Consider the following 20,476-nt stretch of genomic DNA (forward strand, 5'->3'; position numbering starts at 1 on the left):
GGGTCACCGGGCCTTGGCGTAGCGGAGTTCGAGGCGTCGTACCACCTGGGACAGCGGCAGGGTGATCACCAGGTAGGCGAGGCCGGCCACCAGCAGCGGGGTCGCGTTCACCCGGTCGTTGAGCATGTCCCGGCCGAACTTGGTGATCTCGATGGTCTGCGCCGTCACACCCAGCACGTAGGCCAGCGACGAGTCCTTGGTGAGCAGGATCAACTCGTTCGTCAGCGGCGGGATCACGATCCGGAACGCCTGCGGGATGACGATCGTGCGCATGGCGGTGAAGTGCGACATGCCGAGGGTGCGCGCCGCCTCCATCTGCCCCTTGGGGACGGCCTGGATGCCGGCCCGGATGGTCTCGGCCATGTACGCCGCCGCGGTCAACCCGAGGCCGATCGCGATGGAACCGAACACGCCGCCGGGGATCTGGCGCTCCGGGAAGGCGATCGGGATGCCGTACCCGACGAGGAAGAGCACCAGCAGCGCGGGCAGGCCCCGGAACAACTCGATGTACGCCGTCGCCACCCAGCGGTACGGCGCCACCCGGGACAGCCGCATGAGCGCCAGGATGGTGCCGAACACCAGGCCGAAGGCGAACGCGCCAAGCGTGTAGAGGATGGTGTTGCGCAGCGCGACCGTGATGATCGTCGGGAACATCGACTTGATGATGTCGACGCGGAAGAAGGCGTCGGCCAACCTGTCCCAGTCCGCGGCGAAGAGCACCGCGGCGATGACGGCGATGAACACCAGGTACTGGATACCGAGGGACAGTCGTTCCCGCTGACGGCGTCGCAGCTTCACGTTCGGTCGTTGCCTTCCCAGAGGGGGGTGCCGACGGGCAGGGCGCCGGGGCGCGCCCTGCCCGGTGGAGCGTCGATCAGGCGCTCGGCCGCTTGCCGATCCACTTCTCGTAGATCGTGTCGTACGAGCCGTCCTGCTTGGCCTTGGTCAGCGTCTCGTTGATCTTCTTGAGCAGCTCCGGGTTGCCGTCCTTCTTCACCGAGAAGCCGTACTGCTCACCGGTGTCGAACTCGGCGGCCACCTCGAACCCACCCGGGTTGTTCTTGAGGTACTCGGTCCAGACCGGCAGGTCGTTGATGGCGGCCTCGACCTGGCCGTTGGCGACGGCCTGCTGCAGGGCGGCGAGGTCCTCGAACTCGACCAGCTGCAGGCCCTTCTCCTTCTCGTACTTCTTGGCGTAGTCGCGGCCGGTGGTCGCCGCCTGGACGCCGAGCTTCTTGCCCCGCAGGTCGTCGAGCGACTTGTACGCCTTGCCGGTCTTGACGAGCATCGCCTGGGTCGCGTCGAAGTACGGGTCGGAGAAGTTCATCACCTTCTGCCGTTCCTCGGTGATCGTCATGCCGGCGGCGGCGGCGTCGCACTTGCCGGTGTTGAGGTCCTGGCCGGACTTGATCCCCTCGAACGGGGTGTCGATGATCGTCTGCTCGACGCCCAGCTCCTTGGCCACCAGGTCCATCAGGTCGACGTCGAAGCCTGTCACCTTGCCGCTGGCGTCCTTGGACTGGAACGGCGGGTACGGCAGGTGGGTGCAGACCGTCAGCTTGCCCGCCTGGACGAGCTTGACGCCGTTCGCCTGGACCTCGCTGTCATCCTTCTTGGCGCATCCCGCGGTCACCGCCAGCGCGGCGATCGTCACGAGGAGCCCGGCCTGGCGGGCTGCGCTTGAGAACCTCACGGCTGTGTCCCTCCGGTGCGGCTCCCCCTGTGACGGGGCAGCCAGGTTGGTGCGAAGACTGTGTGACAGGCGACGGTACCCGATCACACGGGCAGCACCCAGATCGCGGCAGGTGGCCGACCTCCGCGGAAGCGCGGAACACGACACTCCGCCCGCAACCGGGCGGCTCCCGCGGTCCCGACGCGGCGGCTAGCCTGTCCCCATGCGCGAGTCGGTGTCCGGGAGTGATCCCCATGGCTGACGCCGACGATCTTCGGAGTCTGGTCCGGTCGCTGCCGGACGTCGTCGAGATCGACAGCGAGGGCTTCGACTTCCGGGTCGCCAACAGGGGCTTCGTCTGGTCCTATCCCGAGCGCAGACCCGGACAGCGCCGCCGCATCCGTACCGACGTCGCGGTGCTGTACGTGGGCGACGAGGCGGAGAAGCAGGCGCTCCTGCTCGGCGAGCCCGAGCTGTTCTTCACCGCGCCCGGGTACGACGGGCTGCCCCTGGTCCTGCTGCGGCTCGAGCGGGTGGACGTGGAGCGCCTGACCGAGCTGGTCACCGACGCGTGGCGGATGCGCAGCGCCGCTCGCTCGGAGTAGCAGCCCCGGCACACGACGTGCCACAGTCGCCCTATGTCGGACGGGGACCAAAAGATTTGTGGAGTTCCTACAACTGAGGGCCGGTTGGTTCGGTGATTGCGTCATGGCGCCGCCCGCCCGCAGCCGGAAAAGTGATCACTGCCGGGAGTCGTCCACTCGCGGCGCGCAGGCCATGGTCTACCAAAGGGGTCAGTCGGGTGTTCAACCGTATCGCCATCGTCAACCGAGGTGAGGCCGCCATGCGGCTCATCCACGCGGTCCGCGAGCTGGCTGCGGAGACCGGCGTCCCGCTGGAAACCGTCGCCCTCTACACCGACGTCGACCGCACCGCCACCTTCGTCCGCGAGGCGGACATCGCCTACGACCTCGGTCCGGCGTCCGCCCGCCCGTACCTGAATCTCGCCACGCTGGAGCGCGCCCTGGTCGAGACCGGGGCCGACGCCGCGTGGGTCGGCTGGGGCTTCGTCGCCGAGGACCCGGCGTTCGCCGAGCTGTGCGAGAAGATCGGCGTCACCTTCGTCGGGCCGAGCCCGGAGGCGATGCGCCAACTCGGCGACAAGATCGGCTCGAAGCTCATCGCCGAGAAGGTAGGCGTGCCTGTCGCGCCGTGGAGTCGCGGCGCCGTCGAGACGCTCGACGCGGCGCGGGCCGCGGCGGCCGAGATCGGCTACCCGCTGATGCTCAAGGCCACCGCGGGCGGCGGCGGGCGCGGCATCCGCGTGATCACCAGCGAGGCCGACCTCGCCGAGGCGTACGAGCGCACCAGCCAGGAGGCGGCACGGGCCTTCGGCAGTGGCATCGTTTTTTTGGAGCGGCTGGTCACCGGCGCGCGGCACGTCGAGGTCCAGGTGATCGCCGACGGGCAGGGCACCGCGTGGGCGCTCGGCGTGCGGGACTGCTCGGTGCAGCGCCGCAACCAGAAGGTCATCGAGGAGTCGTCGTCGCCGGTGCTGGACCGGTCGCAGGCGGCCGAGTTGAAGGCGTCGGCCGAGCGGCTCGCCGTGGCGGTCGGCTACCGGGGAGCGGCCACCGTCGAGTTCCTGTACCACCCGGGCGACCGGCTGTTCGCGTTCCTTGAGGTCAACACCCGCCTCCAGGTCGAGCACCCGATCACCGAGCTGACCACCGGCTTCGACCTGGTCAAGGCGCAACTGCACGTGGCCTCCGGCGGGCGCCTGGACGGTGCTCCCCCGGCCGAGCGCGGCCACGCCATCGAGGCCCGGCTCAACGCCGAGGACCCCGACCGCGACTTCGCGCCGTCCCCCGGCCGCATCGCACGGCTCGACCTGCCCAGCGGCCCCGGCATCCGGGTGGACACCGGCGTCAGCGAGGGCGACACCATCCCCGCCGACTTCGACTCCATGATCGCGAAGATCATCGCGTACGGACGCGACCGCGACGAGGCGCTGGGCAGGCTGCGGCGGGCCATGGCGAACACCACCGTGATCATCGACGGTGGGGCCACGAACAAGAGCTTCGTGCTCGACCTGCTCGACCAGCCCGAGGTGATCGACGCCAGCGCGGACACCGGCTGGATCGACCGGGTCCGAGGCGAGGGTCGACTCGTCGCGCACCGGCACAGCGCGGTCGCCCTGGCCGCCGCCGCCATCGAGTCGTACGAGGAGGAGGAGCGCGTCGAGCGCCAGCGGCTGCTGTCGACGGCGTCCGGTGGGCGCCCGCAGGTGCAGCACGCCAGCGGTCGACCGCTTGACCTCAAGCTGCGCGGCGTCGACTACCGCACCCGGGTGGCGCGGGTCGGCGCGCACCGCTTCCGGGTGGGCATCGAATCCGGTGGTGTGGTGCGCACCGCGGACGTCGAACTCGACCGCTTCGACAGGCACACCGGCCAGATCGTCGTCAACGGCATCCGGTACCGCCTGCTCACCGGCACGCACGGACCGACGCACCTGGTCGAGGTGGACGGTGTCACCCACCGGGTCAGCCGCGACGAGGGAGGTGTCCTGCGCTCCCCCATGCCCGCGCTCGTCGTCGCCACGCCACTGGAGATCGGCGACGAGGTCGAGGCGGGCGCGCCGGTGCTGGTGCTGGAGGCCATGAAGATGGAGACGGTGCTGCGGGCGCCGTTCCGGGCGCGGCTCAAGGAGTGCGCCGTCTCCGTGGGCAGCCAGGTGGAGGCGGGCGCGCCGCTGCTGCGCCTGGAGCCCCTCGCCGACGACGGCGACGCCACCGCGGACACCACCGCCACCCCGTCGGTCGAACTGGACCTGCCCACCTCCGCCGAGCGGTTCTCGGCGTCCGAGCGCAGCCGGCGCGGCCAGGAGGACCTGCGCGGCCTGCTGCTCGGCTTCGACGTCGACCCGCACGACGACCGCCGGGTGCTCGACGACTACCTCACCGACCGCCGTGCGGCCATCGAGGACGGCCACCGACCGCTGGCCGCCGAACTCGACCTGCTCACCGTGTTCGCCGACCTGGCCGAACTGAGCCGTAACCGGCCCACCGGCGAGGACGGCGGCGCGCACGTGCACAGCGCCCGCGAGTACTTCCACACCTACCTGCAGAGCCTCGACGTCGAACGCGCCGGCCTGCCGGACGCCTTCCAGGCCCGGCTCGGCAAGGCGCTCGGCCACTACGGTGTCACCGACCTCGACCGCAGCCCCGACCTCGAAGCCGCCGTGTTCCGGATCTTCCTGGCCCAGCAGCGCGCGTCCGCCGACGCCACTGTCGTCGCGGCGCTGCTGCGCGCCTGGCTGCGGGAGACCCCGCCGGACGAGACGCTGCGCGAGCCGGCCGGCCTCGCACTGGAACGGCTGATCGCCGCCACGCAGGTGCGCTTCCCGGTCGTCGCCGACCTCGCCCGCGGTGTGGTGTTCGCCTGGTTCGCCCAGCCGCTGCTGCGCCGCAACCGCGCCCGCGTCTACGCCGAGGTCCGTGGACACCTGCGGCACCTGGACGCCCAGCCGGACTCGCCGGACCGCGCCGAGCGCGTCGCCGCGATGGTCCGCAGCACCGAACCGTTGGTCCGGCTGCTCGGCCAGCGCCTCGTCCGCGACCACCTCGACAACACGGTCATGCTCGAGGTGCTCACCCGCCGGTACTACGGCAACAAGGCGCTCACCAGCGTCCGCACCCGCACGGTCGCGGACTGCTCGTTCGTGGTCGCCGAGCGCGCCGACTCCAGTGTGGTCTCCGCCGCGGTGAGCTTCGACGCGTTGGACCGGGCCCTGCGCGGGCTCGCCGACCTGGCCACCGGCGAGGAGTCCGTCGACGCCGACATCTACCTCGGCTGGGAGAACCAGCCGGAGGACTTCGACGCGATGGCCGCCGCGCTGCTCGCCGTCATCACCGCGCACCCGCTGCCCCCGCAGGTCCGCCGGCTCACCGCCACCGTCGCGGGTCGCGGCGGTGCCGTCATGCACCACCACTTCACGTTCCGCCCGTCCGGCGCCGCCCTGGCCGAGGACCGGCTGATCCGTGGCCTGCACCCGTACATCGCCGAGCGGATGCAGCTGGAGCGGCTGCACAAGTTCGACCTGACCCGGCTGCCGTCGTCGGACGAGGAGGTCTACCTCTTCCAGTGCGTGGCGCGGGAGAACCCGGCCGACGAGCGCCTCGTCGCGTTCGCCCAGGTGCGGGACCTGACCGAGCTGCGCGAGCAGGACGGCCGCCTGGTGGCGCTGCCGACGACCGAGGACGCCATCGCGGCCTGCCTCGACTCGATCCGCCGCGCCCAGTCCCGCCGGCCGTCGAAGACCCGGTTCAACACCAACCGGATCGTGGTCTACGTCTGGCCGCCCAGCGAGCTGACCCGCGAGGAGATGGAGATGATCGCCGGGCGGGTGCGCCCGACGACAGTGGGCGCCGGGCTGGAGGAGATCCTGTTCATCGCCCGCCAGCGGGACCGCCGGACCGGCGAACTGGCCAAGATCGCCGTACGGATCTCCTTCGACGCCACCGGCGGCGCGGAGCTGGCCGTCGGTGAACCGCCTGTGGAGCCGGTCGAGCCGCTGGACGAGTACCGGCTGAAGGTGCTGCGGGCGAGCAGCCGCAACACGGTGTACCCGTACGAGCTGACCGGCCGGCTCGGCGACTTCGTCGAGCACGACCTCGACGACGCGCACGTGCTGGTGCCGGTGGACCGGCCCAAGGGGCGCAACCGCGCCGCGATCGTCGCCGGCGTCGTGACCACCCCGACCGAGCGGTACCCGCAGGGTGTCACCCGGGTGGTGCTGCTCGGCGACCCGACGAAGTCACTGGGCGCCCTGTCGGAGCCGGAGTGCCGGCGGGTCATCGCCGCCCTGGACCTCGCCGAGCGGATGCAGGTGCCGCTGGAGTGGTGGGCGCTGTCCGCAGGCGCCCGGATCTCGATGACCTCCGGCACCGAGAACATGGACTGGGTGGCCGCCGCCCTCAAGCGGATCGTCGAGTTCACCCAGGCCGGCGGTGAGATCAACATCGTGGTCGCGGGCATCAACGTCGGCGCGCAGCCGTACTGGAACGCCGAGGCGACGATGCTGATGCACACCAAGGGCGTGCTGGTGATGACACCGGACTCGGCGATGGTGCTCACCGGCAAGCAGTCGCTCGACTTCTCCGGTGGCGTCTCCGCCGAGGACAACTTCGGCATCGGCGGCTACGACCGGGTGATGGGACCGAACGGGCAGGCGCAGTACTGGGCGCCGAACCTCACCGCCGCGCGGGACGTGCTGATGGCGCACTACGACCACACGTACGTCGCGCCCGGCGAGGACGCCCCACGGCGCGCGACCACCACCGACCCGACCGACCGCGACATCTCCGCCTTCCCGCACGACGTGGCGGGCAGCGCCTTCACCACCGTCGGCGAGATCTTCTCCGCCGAGGCCAACCCGGACCGCAAGAAGCCGTTCGACATCCGTACGGTGATGCGCGCCCTCGCCGACCAGGACCACCCGGTGCTGGAACGCTGGGCGGGCATGGCCGACGCGGACACCGCCGTCGTGCAGGACGTCCACCTCGGTGGCATCCCGGTCTGCCTGCTCGGCATCGAGTCCCGCTCGGTGCCCCGGCACGGCTTCCCGCCCACCGACGGCCCCGACACCTACACGGCCGGCACGCTGTTCCCCCGGTCGTCGAAGAAGGCCGCGCGGGCCATCAACGCGGCGAGCGGCAACAGGCCGCTGGTCGTGCTGGCGAACCTGTCCGGCTTCGACGGCTCACCGGAGTCGATGCGCAAGCTCCAACTGGAGTACGGGGCCGAGATCGGCCGGGCGATCGTGAACTTCCGCGGACCCATCGTCTTCTGCGTGATCTCGCGCTACCACGGTGGAGCCTTCGTGGTGTTCTCCAAGGCGCTGAACCCGAACATGACGGTGCTGGCCCTGGAGGGCTCGTTCGCCTCGGTGCTCGGCGGCGCCCCCGCCGCCGCCGTGGTGTTCTCCGCCGACGTCAACGCCCGTACCGCTGCCGACCCGCGGGTACGTGACCTGGAGGCGCGCGTCGCCGCCACGTCCGGCACCGAACGCGCCGCGTTGACGGCCGAACTCGACGAGCTGCGCTCGTCGGTGCGCGCGGAGAAGCTCGGCGAGGTGGCCACGGAGTTCGACCGGGTGCACAACATCCAGCGGGCCGTCGAGGTCGGCTCGGTGGACGCCGTCATCCGCGCCGCCGAACTGCGTCCGCGCATCATCGAGACCATCGAGACGCGTCTGCGGTAACGGGCGCGGCGCTTCCGCGTCCGGTCTGGGCCACGAGGTCGGGCATGCTCCAGGAACGCCACAGCTGGCTGTACCCTCCGCCGGCCTCCAGCAGCTCGGTGTGCGTACCCTGCTCGGCGATGCGCCCGTGGTCCAGGACGACGATGCGGTCCGCGGTGGCCGCCTGGCTGAGACGGTGGGCGACGACAAGTGTGGTCCGGCCCTCGGTGGCCGCCACGGCGGCGCGGTCGAGGTCGCGCGCGCCCGCGCTGCCCGCCTCCGCGGTGGCCTCGTCGAGGACCGCGACGGCGGGGTCGGCGAGGACGAGGCGGGCCAGCGCGAGCTGCTGGGCCTGTGCCGAGGTGAGCTGTCGGCCCCCCTCCCCCACGGCCGTGGCGAGGCCGTCCGGGAGGGTACGCAGCCAGTCGGTGGCGCCGACGAGGTCGAGGGCGGCGGTCAGCTCGGCGTCGGTGGCGTCCGGGTCGGCCAGGCGCAGGTCGTCGGCGAGCGGGCCGGCGAAGACGTGCACCTCCTGGCTGATCAGGGCGATCTCGCGACGGAGGCGGTGCTCGCCGAGGTGCGCCAGCGGCACGCCGCGCAGGCGCACCGAACCGTGGCTGGGCGTGATGATGCCGGAGATGATGCCGGCGAGCGTGCTCTTGCCCGCTCCGCTCGCGCCGACGAGCGCCACCCGCTCCCCCGGTGCGAGACGCAGGGTGATGTCCCGCAGGACGACGGGCCCGTCGTCGTAGCGGTGCCGCGCGACCGTCACCTCCAGCGCCGCCGGTTCGGGCCGGTGCTGTCGGGCGGGTTCGGGGTTGGCCGGGGACGCGGTGGTGTCGGGCAGTGTGGTGACGCCGACGAGCCGGGCCAGGCTCGCTCCGGCCTGCAGCACGGAGTCCGATTCGAACAGCAGCAGGCCGATGGGGTTGAAGAGGCGGTGGAAGTAGAGCGCGGCGGTGGTGGCCGCTCCCACTGTGGCGAGGTCGTCGCGTACCAGCAGGAAGCCGGCGAGCAGCACGGCGGCGAGCCCCACGAACTCGGACCTGTTGATGCGCAACCCGAACCGCGTGAACAGACCGAAGATCTCCAGCGACAGGTCGCGGGCGACAGCGGAGCGATCCGCGATGCGGGTGACGTGGGCGTCCTCCATCCGGTACGCACGAACGGTCGCCGAGCCGCGCAGCGCCTCGGCGGTCGCCTGCGTACGCTCGCCCGTCGCCACGCGCTCACGCGCGTAGTAGGAGACCGACCGCTTGAGGTACCAGCGCAGCGCCAGCGCGTACGCCGGCACGGCGACCAGCCCGGCGATGCCGAGTCGCCAGTCGAGGGCGAAGAGCCCCGCCCCGGTCAACACGATCGTCAGCAACGCGCCGAGGAAGGCGGGGCCGCTGGTGGCGATCACATTCGTCACCACTGCCACGTCGTCGCCGGCCCGTGCCACCAGGTCCCCGGTCCCGGCTCGCTCCAGGGTGGCCGACGGCAGGTGCAGGGCGCGGTCGAGGACCCGCTCCCGGAGCCGGGCCAGCACTGTCTCGCCCAGTCGTGCGGCGATCGCCGCCCCGACCGCCGTGAGGAGTCCGGCGAGCACCGCGGCGCCCGCGATCACGCCCGCCCAGGCCACGATGCGTCGCGTGTCGGACCCGGCGATGACGTCGTCGACGAGGCGGCCGAGCACCCACGGTGCCACGAGCCCGGTCGCGGCCGCGGCGACAAGCAACGTGCCGGCGAGGAGGCTGAGCCCCGGAAGGCGCGCCAGCTCGGTACGCAGGGCCACCCACGTCTGCCGGCCGGTGGCCGTCGGCAGCAGCCGCCGGGACTCGACACCGGTCACTGTGGACTGGTCGGTCATCGCAGGATCTCCTCCCGGTAGCGGGCGTCGCTGGCGAGCAGCCGCCCGTGTGGCCCCTCGGCGACGACCCGCCCACCGTCGAGCACGGCCACCCGGTGGGTGACCCGCAGCAGGGCCGGGCTCGTGGTGATGAGCACCGTGCCACGGCCTCCCCCGCCGCGAGCGGAGGCCAGACCCTCGGCGAGCAGCCCCTCGGTCACCGCGTCGACAGCAGTGGTGGGGTTGTGCAGCACCAGCACCGGCGGGTCGGCGACGAGTGCCCTGGCCAGCCCGATGCGCTGCCGCTGCCCGCCGGACAGGTTCGCCCCCCGCTCGGTGAGGACGCGGTCGAATCCGTGCGGGTGCGCGGCGAGCACGTCCTGGGCCGCGGCCGCGCGGACGGCGGCGCGCAGGACCGAGTCGTCGAGGTCGGCGCCGGCGCTGAGATTGTCCCGCAGGGTCCCTTCGAACAGCGCCACGTCGTGCTGTTCGACCAGGACTGTGGCCCGTACGGCGTCGATGTGCAGCTCGTCGGCGGGTACGCCGTCGACGTGCAGCGTTCCCCGGTAGTCCTGGCGTGGGACCCGTCCCGCCAGCAGCGTGACAAGCGCCTCGGCGTCGCTCGGGTCGTAGGCGAGCACGCCCAGGATCTCACCGGCGCCGACGCGCAGGCTGACGTCGTCGAGACCGGCGTAACGGACCGAGTCGAGGGCGAGGCGGGACGACGCCGGTGCGGGCGGGTCCGCGCTGCCGGGACGGTCGACGGGTGCGGCGCCGACGATCCGGGCGACCCGGCCCGCGGAGGCGCGGGCCATGGCGAACAGCTGCACGCAGTACCCGAGCGTCTGCACGGGCTCGGCGATGAACTGGGCCAGCCCGACGACGGCGACGAGTTCACCGATGGTGAGTCGGCCCTGTAGTGCGAGCCACCCCGCCACGCCGGCGACCGTCGCGAGGAAGAGGCCGTTGACCATCGTGGTGAGCCCGAGGTGCAGGCCCTTGGTGGTGGCGGCGCGCAGGGTGACGTCGAGGGCGTGCCGGCTGGCGCCGGCGTACCGGCGGGCGGCGTGGTCCTGGGCGCCGATGCCACGCAGCACACGCAGGCCGGTGACGAGGTCGACGGCGAGCGCGGTCGTGGCCGCGAGAGCCTCCTGTTGGGACGTGCTGCGCCGGGTGAGCAACGGTGCCATCCGTTGCAGGGCGACGACCAGCAGCGGTACGCCGATGAGCACCCCGAGGCCGAGCGGGATGTCGACGACGACAAGCGCGACGGCCGCGACCACGATGGCGGTGAGCGCCGCCGCGGTGAGTCCCGCGACCCGCACGACGAGTGCGGACAGCTCGGCGTCGGAGGCGGTGACGGACAGCAGCTCTCCGTCGCGCATGCCCGAGCGGTGCCCGTGCGGGTCGAGCGCGCTTCTGGCGATCTCGACCCGGATGGCGTGCGCCTCGTGTTCCACAGCGGCGTACGCCATCCGGGCGCCGGTCCGGTAGGCGAAGGCGAGGACTGTGAACAGGACGGCGAGGCCACCGAGCGAGAGCGCCAGCGCGCGTACGTCCCCGGTGGCGACCGCACGGTCGATGACCACGCCGATGGCGACCGGAATGAGGGCCTCGGCGGCCTGGTGGGTGCAGAGCAGTGCGATGCCGAGAACCACACGTCCACGCTGTCGGCGCAGCGCCCGACGCAGCACCGCCGCGCCGCTGACTCCCGGGACAGCCGTCACCGGCGTCACGACCGGGCGACCTGGACGAGCGCGTCGTCCGGCCGGTCGGTGGCCGGGACGACGTGGTGGCGGCCGATCGGCAGCATCAACGGCTTGCCCGACGTGGGATCGATGACGACAGTGCTGTCCAGCCCGAAGACGGCGCGTACGCATTCCTGGGTCAGGACCTGCGCCGGCTCACCTGCGGCGTGCAGCCGCCCGCCCGTCAGGGCGATGAGGTGGTCCGCGTACCGGGCGGCGAGGTTGAGGTCGTGCAGCACCATGACGATAGTCGTTCCGCGCGTCAGGTTGAGGTCGGTGAGCAGGTCCAGGACCTCGATCTGGTGACTGACGTCGAGGAAGGTCGTCGGCTCGTCGAGCAGCAGCAGGTCCGTCTGCTGGGCCAGGGCCATGGCGATCCACACCCGCTGTCGCTGGCCGCCGGAGAGTTCGTCGACCGAGCGGTCGGCGAGGTCCGCCGTCCGTGTCGCGTCCAGGGCGGCCGCCACCGCGGCGTCGTCCTCCCTGCTCCAGCGCGAGAGCATCCGCTGGTGCGGGTTGCGCCCGCGCCCGACGAGGTCGGCCACGGTGATCCCCTCGGGCGCGGTCGGCGACTGGGGAAGCAGACCGAGGGTACGGGCCAGTTGCTTGGCCGGCAGCCGGTGCACCTGTTTGCCGTCGAGCAGGACGTGACCGGTACGGGGTGCGAGGAGGCGCGACATCGACCGCAGCAGTGTGGACTTGCCGCACGCGTTCGCCCCGACGATCGCCGTGATCTTCCCGGGTGGCACGTCCAGGTCGAGCGAGGAGATGACGACCCGGTCCCGGTAGCCGAGGGTCAGACCCTCGACCGCGAGCGTATGGGTGGTGGTCACAGCGATCCTCCCGCGCGGTTCGTCCGGATGAGCAGGTAGATGAGGTAGGGGGCACCGAGCACGCCTGTGACGACACCCACTGGGTAGCGCGTGTCGAAGGCGAACTGGCCGACGAAGTCCGCGGTGAGCACCAGGAGCGCGCCGACCAGCGCGGACGGCAGCAGCAGTGAGCCGGACGGGCCGACGAGCCGGGCGGCGATGGGCCCGGACAGGAAGGCCACGAAGGCGATCGGCCCGGTCGCCGCGGTGGCGAAGGCGATCAGACCCACGGCCGCGATGATGACGAGGATCCGGGTGCGTTCGAGGCGCACCCCGAGCGCCGCCGCGGTGTCGTCGCCGAGCCGCATCATGGACAGGTTGCGGCCCTGGCTCAGCAGCACCGGCACCAGGACGGCCACGGCGACTGCCACCGGACCGACCTGCTTCCAGGTGGAGCCGTTGAGGCTGCCGGTCAGCCAACGCAACGCCTCCTGCAGGTCCCACTCGGCGGCCTGGGTGAGCACGTACGCGGTGAGGCTGTCGAGCATGGCCGCCATGCCGATGCCGATCAGCACGAGGCGCGTACCGGCGACGCCGTCGGAGAACGACAGCAGGTAGATGACCACCGCCACCGCCAGCCCGGCGACGATCGCGAAGGCGGACACCCCCGCCCCTCCGAGCTGCAGCGTCACGATCGCGAAGGCCGCCGCGGCGCTCGCGCCGGAGCTGATGCCGATCATGTCGGGGCTGGCGAGCGGATTGCGGAGCATCGTCTGGAAGGTGACGCCGCCGAACCCGAAGCAGGCTCCGACCAGAACCGCGAGGACCGCCCGGGGCAGACGCAGCGTGCCGACGGTGAACGACGCTCCGGGGACGTCCTGGCCGGCGATCACCGCCAGGACGTCGGCCGGCGGGTAGAACGAGCGTCCCGCCATCAACGAGACGGCGAACGCCCCGACGACGAGGACAGCGAGAACGGTGAGAACGGCACCGCGGCGGCGTGTCCGGCGGACCCGGCCGTTGGTGACGGCCTCAAGGGTCGTGGTGCTCACAGCTCGCGAACCTTCTGCCGTCGGACGATGTAGATGAAGAAGGGGGCGCCGATCAGTGCCGTCACGATGCCGACGTCGATCTCCGCAGGGCGTGCCACCACCCGGCCGACGACGTCCGCGGCGGTCAGCAGCGCCGCGCCGATGAGCGCGGAGAACGGTAGCAGCCACCTGTGGTCGAGCCCGACGAGGAGGCGGCACACGTGCGGGACCACCAGACCGACGAACCCGATGGGTCCGGCGACCGCCGTGGCGGCGCCACACAGCAGCACGGAACCGGCACCCGCGACGCCGCGCACCACGGCGACCCGCTCGCCGAGCCCTGCCGCGAGGTCGTCACCGAGGGCGAGCGAGTTCAGGGCCCGGCCGGACAGGAGGCAGATCACGAGACCCACGGCGAGGAACGGCAGGGCCTGCCGGATGCTGTCGTAGGTGGCGCCACCGACCCCGCCGATCTGCCAGGAGCGGAAGTTGCCGGCGATGTCGTTGCGGGGCAGCACGAAGGCGCTGATCAACGACGCGAGTGCGGCGGACGTGGCAGCGCCCGCGAGCGCGAGCTTGAGCGGCGTCGCGCCGCCGCGTCCCAGCGAGCCGACGGCGTACACGAAGACGGCCGCGAGGGCGGCGCCGAGGATCGCCACCCACAGGTAGCTGGTCGGCGAGGAGAGGCCGAACAGGACCATTCCGGTGACCACCGCGAGCGACGCCCCCATGTTCACGCCCAGAATGCCGGGGTCGGCCAGCGGGTTGCGGGTCACGCCCTGCATCACCGCCCCGGCCAGGCCGAGTTCGGCGCCGACGAGCACGGCGAGCAGGGTCCGCGGGATCCGTTTGGTGACGGCGGCCTGTTCCATCGTCTCGTCGGCACCCTGGAACGCGGCGACGATGTCGGACCACCCGACGTCGCGGGATCCGAGGGCGACCGACGCCACCATGAGCACCAGGAGCACCGCGGTAGCCACGAGGAACCACACCAGGCGTACCCGTGCCGGACGCCGCACCACGGCGACGTCCGGCACGGTACGCGGGTCGAGCGCGGTCATGAGACCCGGTCAGCAGCCTTGGCGAGCATCGCGACGTAGTCGTCCAGCACGAACGGGAGGGCCAGCGGGGTCGGGTTCGCCGCGGTGCCCAGCGGGGTGGCACCGGAGAGCATGACCACCGAGCCGCGCTTGATCGCGGGGATCTTCGACAGCAGGGGGTCGGCCTGCGCGGCGGCGAGGAGCTTGTCGTCGCCGTACGCGACGATGACGTCCACGTCGTCGAAGACCTGGATCTGCTCGGCGCTCTGCTCCAGGCTGAACTTGTCGGTGCCGGCGGAGAGCGTGGCGATGCTGGCCGGCACCTTCAGGCCGAGGTCGGTGAAGAACTGGGCCCGGGTGTCGTGCGTCGTGTAGAAGCCGATCTTGCTCAGGTCGGTCGGGTCGACGTGCGTCATGAACATCGCCGACCTGCCTGCCAGCTGGGGGTGCTTCGCGGCGGTGTCGGTCATCCGCTTCTCGAAGTCGGCGATCAGCGCGTCGCCTTCCTTCGCGAGGCCGAGGGCCTGGCTCTCCAACTTGATCGTGTCGCGCCACGCCGTGGCCCAGGGCGCCTGCGGGTAGGCGACCACCGGTGCGATCTTGCTGAGGGTGTCGTACTCCTGCTGCGTCAGCCCGGAGTACGCGGCGAGGATGACGTCGGGCCGGGTGTCTGCGACCGCCTCGAAGTTGATGCCGTCGTTCTCGTCGAACAGCACAGGCCTGGTGCCGCCGAGCGATGTGAGCTTCTCGGCGACCCAGGGCAGGATGCCGTCGTTGTCGTCGTCGCCGAAGTTGGCCTTGGCCATGCCCACGGGAACGATGCCGAGGGCCAGCGGAACCTCGTGGTTCGCCCAGGCCACTGTCGCGACCCGCTTCGGCTTCTCCTTGATCGTGGTTGTGCCGAGCGCGTGCGTGATCGTGATCGGGAAGGCGGCGGCGGGGCTGCCGTCGGCGGCGTCCTCGGCCGTGGACGACCCGCCGCAGGCGGCGAGCGCCAACGTCGCGGCCAGGGCGACGACCCCGGTCAGGAAACGGTTAGCACGCATAGAACTGAGCTCCATCGCTAGGTAAGGGAAGGCTAACCTAACACAGCGATATGAGTCGTTCTCGCGACCGGGTCAGGGGTGTGTTCGGTGGCTGGGCCTTCCCTTCCTGGGTCGACGGGCCGGCAGAGGCTGGGACCGCGCCTCAGCGCGCGGCGCCGCCCGGTCGACGCGTGCCGCCGCCGGACGGCCGGTGACCGATGCGCGGCGCCCGTACCGCCGAGGGCCTGGCCGACTCCGGACGGACGTCGCGGGCCGCGCTGGCCACCATCTCGTCGGGATCGCGCCGCAGTGCCTGCCGGATGTGCGCCGGGACGACCTCGGACTTCGCAAGCGCCAGTCGGACCTGCACGGAACGGTCGTCCACCAGTCGGGCCAGATCCGCGTCGTCCAGCTCGACCGCGCCGACGAGGGCGACACGGACGTCGACCACCGGGTCCTGGGCGAGCGCGCTGCGCTGCTCGGCGGTGGTCCGCGGATTGCGGGCGAGCCCCTTACGGACACGGGCGGTGCGATCGGCGAGCAGCGCGGTGATCACGTCAGGGTCCCGGGTGTGGGTGGCGAGCCGTTCCCGCACCTCCGGTGAGACGTCCTCGACCAACCTGGCCGCCAGCTCCGGCTCCAACTCGCGCGACTCGGCGAGGAGGCCGCGAAGCTCCTTGTCCGCCGCCTCCGACATCACCCGACGAACCGACTCGTCACACGCCGGGTTGCCGGCGACCGCCCAGCGGACCCACCGGTCGGCGTCCTTGACGAGACGCACCAGGTTCGCGATCGACGCCGAGGGGTTTCTCGCCACGGCCTCCCGTACCCCACGGTCAGGGTCCCGGGTCAGCGGGCGCAGAGCCTGGGCGGGAGCGTCGGCCCGCGACGCGACGGCCTTACGCACCGCCGCCGACGGGTCGGACGCCAGGTCGAAAAGGGTCATCTGTGGCGTTGCGGGATCCTGGGCGAGGGCGAGCCGCGCGTCGACGTCGCCATCGATCGCGCGCTCGTCGGTGGTGCCTGACCCGCTGTGACCGTCGGACCCGCCGACGTCCTGCTGCTTTGCCATGGACGCAATCATGTCACTGACCTGCTGCGGCATCGCGCGCCCGGACCAGGGCACTGACGACTGTCGAAGCGGTGCGACCCGGGCGGGAGCACTCGTTCGTCCCCGGCGGGCTCCCCGCGGCGGTCGTACAGTGGGGAAGGTCCTGGCCCCAGTGATCGTGGCGGGCACGTTCCCGGCCCGCCCGGAAGGAGCACAGTGAACCGTCCCCTCCGGACCGCCCTCGGCGTCGTCCTGAGTGCCGCACTACTGACCACCGCCGCGCCCGCGCCCGCGCAGGCGCACGGCGCGGGTCGCCCGCCCGCCGTCATCGCGCTGCCCGACGGGTTCCAGCCCGAGGGCATCGCCACCGCCGGCCGGTACGCGTACCTCGGCTCCCGCGCCACCGGCGCCATCTACCGGGTCGACCTGCGCACCGGTCGGGGCGCGACGATCGGCGCACCCACAGGCACGCCGTCGCTCGGCCTGAAGGTCGACCCGCGCGGTCGGCTGTTCGTCGCCGGCGGCACCGCCGGCGACGCCCGCGTCCTGGACACCCGCACCGGCGAAGTGCTGGCGAGCTACCAGTTCGCCACCGCCCCGACGTTCGTCAACGACGTCGTGCTGACCCGCGACGCCGCGTACTTCACCGACTCCAACCGGCCGGTGCTCTACCGGCTGCCGCTCGGCCGTGATGGCGCCCTGCCGCCCGCCGACGGGTTCACCACCATCGCGCTGACCGGCGCGTACGAGCAGGTGGGCACGGGCGTCAACCTCAACGGCATCGTCAGTACGCCGGACGGCAGAGCGTTGATCGTCGTGCAGTCGACCACCGGCGCGCTGTTCCGGGTCGACCCGGCGACGGGCGCCACCACGGTCGTGGACGTGCCCGGCTACACCTTCACCAACGGCGACGGGCTGCTGCTTATCGGCCGCACCCTGTACGTCGTACAGAACCGCCTCAACCAGATCGCGGTGGTCACGCTGAACCGGGCCGGCACCGCCGGAACGGTCACCGGCACCATCACCGACCCGAACTTCGACGTGCCCACCACTGTCGCCCCGGCACTGGGTCGGCTCTACCTGCCCAATGCCCGCTTCTCGACCACCCCGACGCCGACCACGCCGTACTCGGTGGTCGCCGTCCGCGCCCGCTGAGCGACAGCCGCGCCCACTGACGAGCCCCGGTCGATCCTTCGCGGATCGGCCGGGGCTCATCGGTGTGGCTGTCAGGCGATGTCGAACCTGTCGTTCTCCATGACCTTGGTCCAGGCCTTGACGAAGTCGGCCACGAACTTCTCGCGCGCGTCCTGGCTGGCGTAGACCTCCGCCAGGGCCCGCAGCTGGGAGTTGGAGCCGAAGATGAGGTCGACAGCGGTGGCCGTCCACTTCACCTCGTCGGTGGACAGGTCCCGGATCTCGTACACGTGCTCCTCGGACTTCGACGCCGTCCACCGGGTGCCCGGGGAGAGCAGGTTGGCGAAGAAGTCGTTGGTGAGCACACCGGGCCGGTCGGTGAGAACGCCGTGCGTCGCACCGCCGACGTTGTTCCCGAGGGCACGCAGGCCGCCGACGAGGACGGTCATCTCCGGCGCGGTCAGGTTGAGCATGAAGGCCCGGTCGACGAGCAGCACCTCCGGCTGGGTCTTCTCGCCCGGCCGCAGGTAGTTGCGGAAGCCGTCCGCGCGGGGCTCCAGGACGCGGAACGAATCGACGTCGGTCTGCTCCTGGGTGGCGTCGGTGCGGCCCGGCCGGAACGGCACTGTCACCTCGACGCCGGCGTCACGCGCCGCCTTCTCGACGGCGGCCGAGCCGGCAAGCACGATCAGGTCCGCAAGCGAGATCCGGGCGCCGCCGGCCGCGTTGAAGTCCCGCTGGATGCCCTCCAGGGTCTCCAGGACCGTGGCGAGCTGCTCGGGCTGGTTGACCTCCCAGTCGCGCTGCGGCTCCAGACGGATCCGCGCCCCGTTGGCACCGCCGCGCTTGTCGGTGTGCCGGAAGCTCGCGGCGGACGCCCAGGCGGTGGAGACCAGCTGGGCGGTCGTGAGACCGGAGTCCAGGACCTTCGCCTTGAGGGCGGCGATGTCGGCGTCACCCACGAGCTCGTGGTCGACGGCCGGCACCGGGTCCTGCCACAGCTGCGGCTCGGCCACCCACGGCCCGAGGAAACGGTCGATCGGGCCCATGTCGCGGTGCAGCAGCTTGTACCACGCCTTGGCGAAGGCCAGCGCGAACTGGTCCGGGTTCTCCAGGAACCGGCGCGAGATCTTCTCGTACGCCGGGTCGAACCGCAGCGCCAGGTCGGTCGTGAGCATCGTCGGCTTGTGCTTCTTCGACGCGTCGAACGGGTCCGGGATGATCTCCGGGGCGTCCTTGGCGACCCACTGCTTCGCGCCGGCGGGGCTCGTGGTGAGCTCCCACTCGAAGCCGAAGAGGATCTCGAAGAAGCGGTTGCTCCACTGCGTCGGCACGTCGGTCCACGTCACCTCGAGACCGCTGGTGATGGTGTCCCGGCCCTTGCCGCTGCCGTGGGTGCTCAGCCAGCCGAGGCCCTGCGCCTCCAGCGGGGCGCCCTCGGGCTCCGGACCGACGTGGTCGTCTGCGGGAGCCGCGCCGTGGGTCTTGCCGAAGGTGTGGCCGCCGGCGATCAGCGCGACGGTCTCCTCGTCGTTCATCGCCATCCGGCCGAAGGTCTCCCGGATGAAGTACGCCGCCGCCCGCGGGTCCGCGTTGCCGTTCGGTCCCTCCGGGTTGACGTAGATGAGGCCCATCTCGGTCGCGCCGACCTCGGGCGCCATCTCGGACTCGCCGACGTAGCGCTCGTCACCCAGCCAGGTGTCCTCCGGACCCCAGAAGATCTCCTCGGGCTCCCAGATGTCCTCCCGGCCGAAGCCGAAGCCGAAGGTCTTGAAGCCCATCGACTCCAGGGACACGTTGCCGGCGAGCACGAGCAGGTCGGCCCAGGAGATCTTCTGGCCGTACTTCTGCTTCACCGGCCACAGCAGGCGGCGGGCCTTGTCGAGGTTGGCGTTGTCCGGCCAGCTGTTGAGCGGCGCGAACCGCTGACCGCCGTCGCCGGCGCCGCCACGGCCGTCGTGGATGCGGTACGTGCCGGCGGAGTGCCAGCTCATCCGGATCATCAGGCCGCCGTAGTGGCCGAAGTCCGCCGGCCACCAGTCCTGCGAGGTGGTGAGGACCTCGACGATGTCCCGCTTCAGGGCCTCGACGTCGAGCTTCGCGAACTCCTTGGCGTAGTTGAAGTCCGGCCCCAGCGGGTTGCCCTGGGGCGAGTTGCTGTGCAGCACCGACAGGTCGAGCTGGTTGGGCCACCAGTCCCGGTTGGTGCGCGGGCGACCGCCGGTCTTAGGCGTCGGCGAGTCGATCGCCGGGTTCTCGCTCTCGCTGCCGTGCGAAGTCACCGAGTCGTGCGCGACCGGGCAGCCGGCCGCCTCCTTCTTGTCCACGCCCTGTGCGCTGCTGGGGGCCTGGTCCTGGGTGTCGCTCATGTACTTCCTTCCGAACTGGCGGATCGCTGGGCGGTGCGTTCGGTCGCGCAGTCGGGGCAGACGCCCCAGAAGACGACCTCCGCTTCGTCGACCACGAAGCCGTGGTCGTCGGAAGCGGTGAGACAGGGGGCGTCGCCGACGGCGCAGTCGATGTCGGCGATCGCGCCGCAGGAGCGGCACACGATGTGGTGGTGGTTGTCCGCCACCCGCGCCTCGTAGCGGGCGGTGGCGCCGGCGGGCTGGATGCGCCGCACCAGACCCGCGTCGGTGAGCGCCCGCAGGACGTCGTACACCGCCTGGTGCGAGACAGTGGGGTGCTCGGCGCGGACGAGCCGGAGCACGGTGTCGGTGTCGACGTGCGGATGGTCCCGCAGCGCGGCGAGCACCGCCAGCCGGGGTCGGGTCACGCGCAACGAGACGGCTCGTAGCTGCGCCTCGAAGCCGGACCTCATGTGCCGAACATTAGTCCACTCTTTTGGAATGAATCAAATTTCGCCGAATTTCGCCGCGTCCGTTTCCTGC

Annotated in this window: 14 protein-coding genes; 3 read left to right on the forward strand and 11 right to left on the reverse strand. The window is 71.6% G+C overall.

Annotated elements, in window-relative coordinates; translation table 11 throughout:
* Positions 1–3: 3 nt before the first annotated feature.
* Together ACZ6N8_RS24800 and ACZ6N8_RS24805 are read right to left on the reverse strand one after the other, a co-directional pair.
* Entirely contained in the window at positions 4–798 is a 795-nt protein-coding gene (locus tag ACZ6N8_RS24800; protein WP_139585342.1) for an amino acid ABC transporter permease, read from the reverse strand.
* Positions 799–874: 76 nt separating this feature from the next.
* The gene (locus tag ACZ6N8_RS24805) at positions 875–1,693 is read right to left on the reverse strand and encodes a basic amino acid ABC transporter substrate-binding protein (protein WP_364375718.1); all 819 of its coding nucleotides are present in this window, start codon (positions 1,691–1,693) and stop codon (positions 875–877) included.
* 233 nt (positions 1,694–1,926) lie between these two features.
* Between ACZ6N8_RS24805 and ACZ6N8_RS24810 the strand changes: the two genes are divergently transcribed.
* Both ACZ6N8_RS24810 and ACZ6N8_RS24815 read left to right on the forward strand, forming a co-directional pair.
* Entirely contained in the window at positions 1,927–2,277 is a 351-nt protein-coding gene (locus tag ACZ6N8_RS24810; RefSeq protein ID WP_466012918.1) for an MmcQ/YjbR family DNA-binding protein, read from the forward strand.
* Between the two features lie 197 nt (positions 2,278–2,474).
* Positions 2,475–7,934 carry an ATP-binding protein gene (locus ACZ6N8_RS24815; protein ID WP_466012919.1) on the forward strand — a complete coding sequence of 1,820 codons (5,460 nt, stop codon included), beginning with the start codon at positions 2,475–2,477 and terminating at the stop codon, positions 7,932–7,934.
* On the opposite strand, the gene ACZ6N8_RS24820 is transcribed toward ACZ6N8_RS24815, so the two are convergent.
* From ACZ6N8_RS24820 to ACZ6N8_RS24850, 7 genes are all read right to left on the reverse strand, one after another.
* The gene (locus ACZ6N8_RS24820) at positions 7,903–9,765 is read right to left on the reverse strand and encodes an ABC transporter ATP-binding protein (protein WP_466012920.1); all 1,863 of its coding nucleotides are present in this window, start codon (positions 9,763–9,765) and stop codon (positions 7,903–7,905) included. The genes ACZ6N8_RS24815 and ACZ6N8_RS24820 overlap by 32 nt on opposite strands.
* Positions 9,762–11,471 carry an ABC transporter transmembrane domain-containing protein gene (locus ACZ6N8_RS24825; RefSeq protein WP_466012921.1) on the reverse strand — a complete coding sequence of 570 codons (1,710 nt, stop codon included), beginning with the start codon at positions 11,469–11,471 and terminating at the stop codon, positions 9,762–9,764. The genes ACZ6N8_RS24820 and ACZ6N8_RS24825 overlap by 4 nt, the downstream gene beginning before the upstream one ends.
* A gap of 5 nt (positions 11,472–11,476) precedes the next feature.
* Positions 11,477–12,325 carry an ABC transporter ATP-binding protein gene (locus ACZ6N8_RS24830; protein WP_466012922.1) on the reverse strand — a complete coding sequence of 283 codons (849 nt, stop codon included), beginning with the start codon at positions 12,323–12,325 and terminating at the stop codon, positions 11,477–11,479.
* On the reverse strand, positions 12,322–13,356 hold the full coding sequence (locus ACZ6N8_RS24835; RefSeq protein ID WP_466012923.1) for a FecCD family ABC transporter permease: 1,035 nt from the start codon (positions 13,354–13,356) through the stop codon (positions 12,322–12,324). The genes ACZ6N8_RS24830 and ACZ6N8_RS24835 overlap by 4 nt, the downstream gene beginning before the upstream one ends.
* On the reverse strand, positions 13,353–14,396 hold the full coding sequence (locus ACZ6N8_RS24840) for a FecCD family ABC transporter permease (RefSeq protein ID WP_466012924.1): 1,044 nt from the start codon (positions 14,394–14,396) through the stop codon (positions 13,353–13,355). Before ACZ6N8_RS24840 ends, ACZ6N8_RS24835 begins: the two co-directional genes overlap by 4 nt.
* The gene (locus tag ACZ6N8_RS24845) at positions 14,393–15,421 is read right to left on the reverse strand and encodes an iron-siderophore ABC transporter substrate-binding protein (protein ID WP_387122714.1); all 1,029 of its coding nucleotides are present in this window, start codon (positions 15,419–15,421) and stop codon (positions 14,393–14,395) included. The genes ACZ6N8_RS24840 and ACZ6N8_RS24845 overlap by 4 nt, the downstream gene beginning before the upstream one ends.
* A 142-nt stretch (positions 15,422–15,563) precedes the next feature.
* Entirely contained in the window at positions 15,564–16,472 is a 909-nt protein-coding gene (locus ACZ6N8_RS24850) for a hypothetical protein (RefSeq protein WP_466012925.1), read from the reverse strand.
* A 195-nt stretch (positions 16,473–16,667) separates the two neighbouring features.
* Here ACZ6N8_RS24850 and ACZ6N8_RS24855 point away from each other — a divergent pair, with 195 nt between their 5' ends.
* Positions 16,668–17,606, forward strand: coding sequence for an SMP-30/gluconolactonase/LRE family protein (locus tag ACZ6N8_RS24855; RefSeq protein WP_466012926.1), 939 nt, complete (start codon positions 16,668–16,670; stop codon positions 17,604–17,606).
* Between the two features lie 71 nt (positions 17,607–17,677).
* Here ACZ6N8_RS24855 and katG read toward each other — a convergent pair whose 3' ends face one another.
* Entirely contained in the window at positions 17,678–19,954 is a 2,277-nt protein-coding gene (katG, locus tag ACZ6N8_RS24860) for a catalase/peroxidase HPI (RefSeq protein WP_466012927.1), read from the reverse strand.
* A complete protein-coding gene (locus ACZ6N8_RS24865) occupies positions 19,951–20,406 on the reverse strand; it encodes a Fur family transcriptional regulator (RefSeq protein WP_466012928.1) in 456 nt (151 codons plus the stop codon). Before ACZ6N8_RS24865 ends, katG begins: the two co-directional genes overlap by 4 nt.
* Positions 20,407–20,476: the final 70 nt, after the last annotated feature.

This window comes from Micromonospora sp. NPDC047521, from assembly GCF_055587305.1.

What these genes read in the sequence shown, in the direction of transcription:
- ACZ6N8_RS24845 (WP_387122714.1), bottom strand. Translation starts at nt 15,421, where the DNA reads ATGCGTGCTAACCGTTTCCTGACCGGGGTCGTCGCCCTGGCCGCGACG.
- katG (WP_466012927.1), bottom strand. Translation starts at nt 19,954, where the DNA reads ATGAGCGACACCCAGGACCAGGCCCCCAGCAGCGCACAGGGCGTGGAC.
- ACZ6N8_RS24850 (WP_466012925.1), bottom strand. Translation starts at nt 16,472, where the DNA reads ATGGCAAAGCAGCAGGACGTCGGCGGGTCCGACGGTCACAGCGGGTCA.
- ACZ6N8_RS24810 (WP_466012918.1), top strand. Translation starts at nt 1,927, where the DNA reads ATGGCTGACGCCGACGATCTTCGGAGTCTGGTCCGGTCGCTGCCGGAC.
- ACZ6N8_RS24840 (WP_466012924.1), bottom strand. Translation starts at nt 14,396, where the DNA reads ATGACCGCGCTCGACCCGCGTACCGTGCCGGACGTCGCCGTGGTGCGG.
- ACZ6N8_RS24820 (WP_466012920.1), bottom strand. Translation starts at nt 9,765, where the DNA reads ATGACCGACCAGTCCACAGTGACCGGTGTCGAGTCCCGGCGGCTGCTG.
- ACZ6N8_RS24865 (WP_466012928.1), bottom strand. Translation starts at nt 20,406, where the DNA reads ATGAGGTCCGGCTTCGAGGCGCAGCTACGAGCCGTCTCGTTGCGCGTG.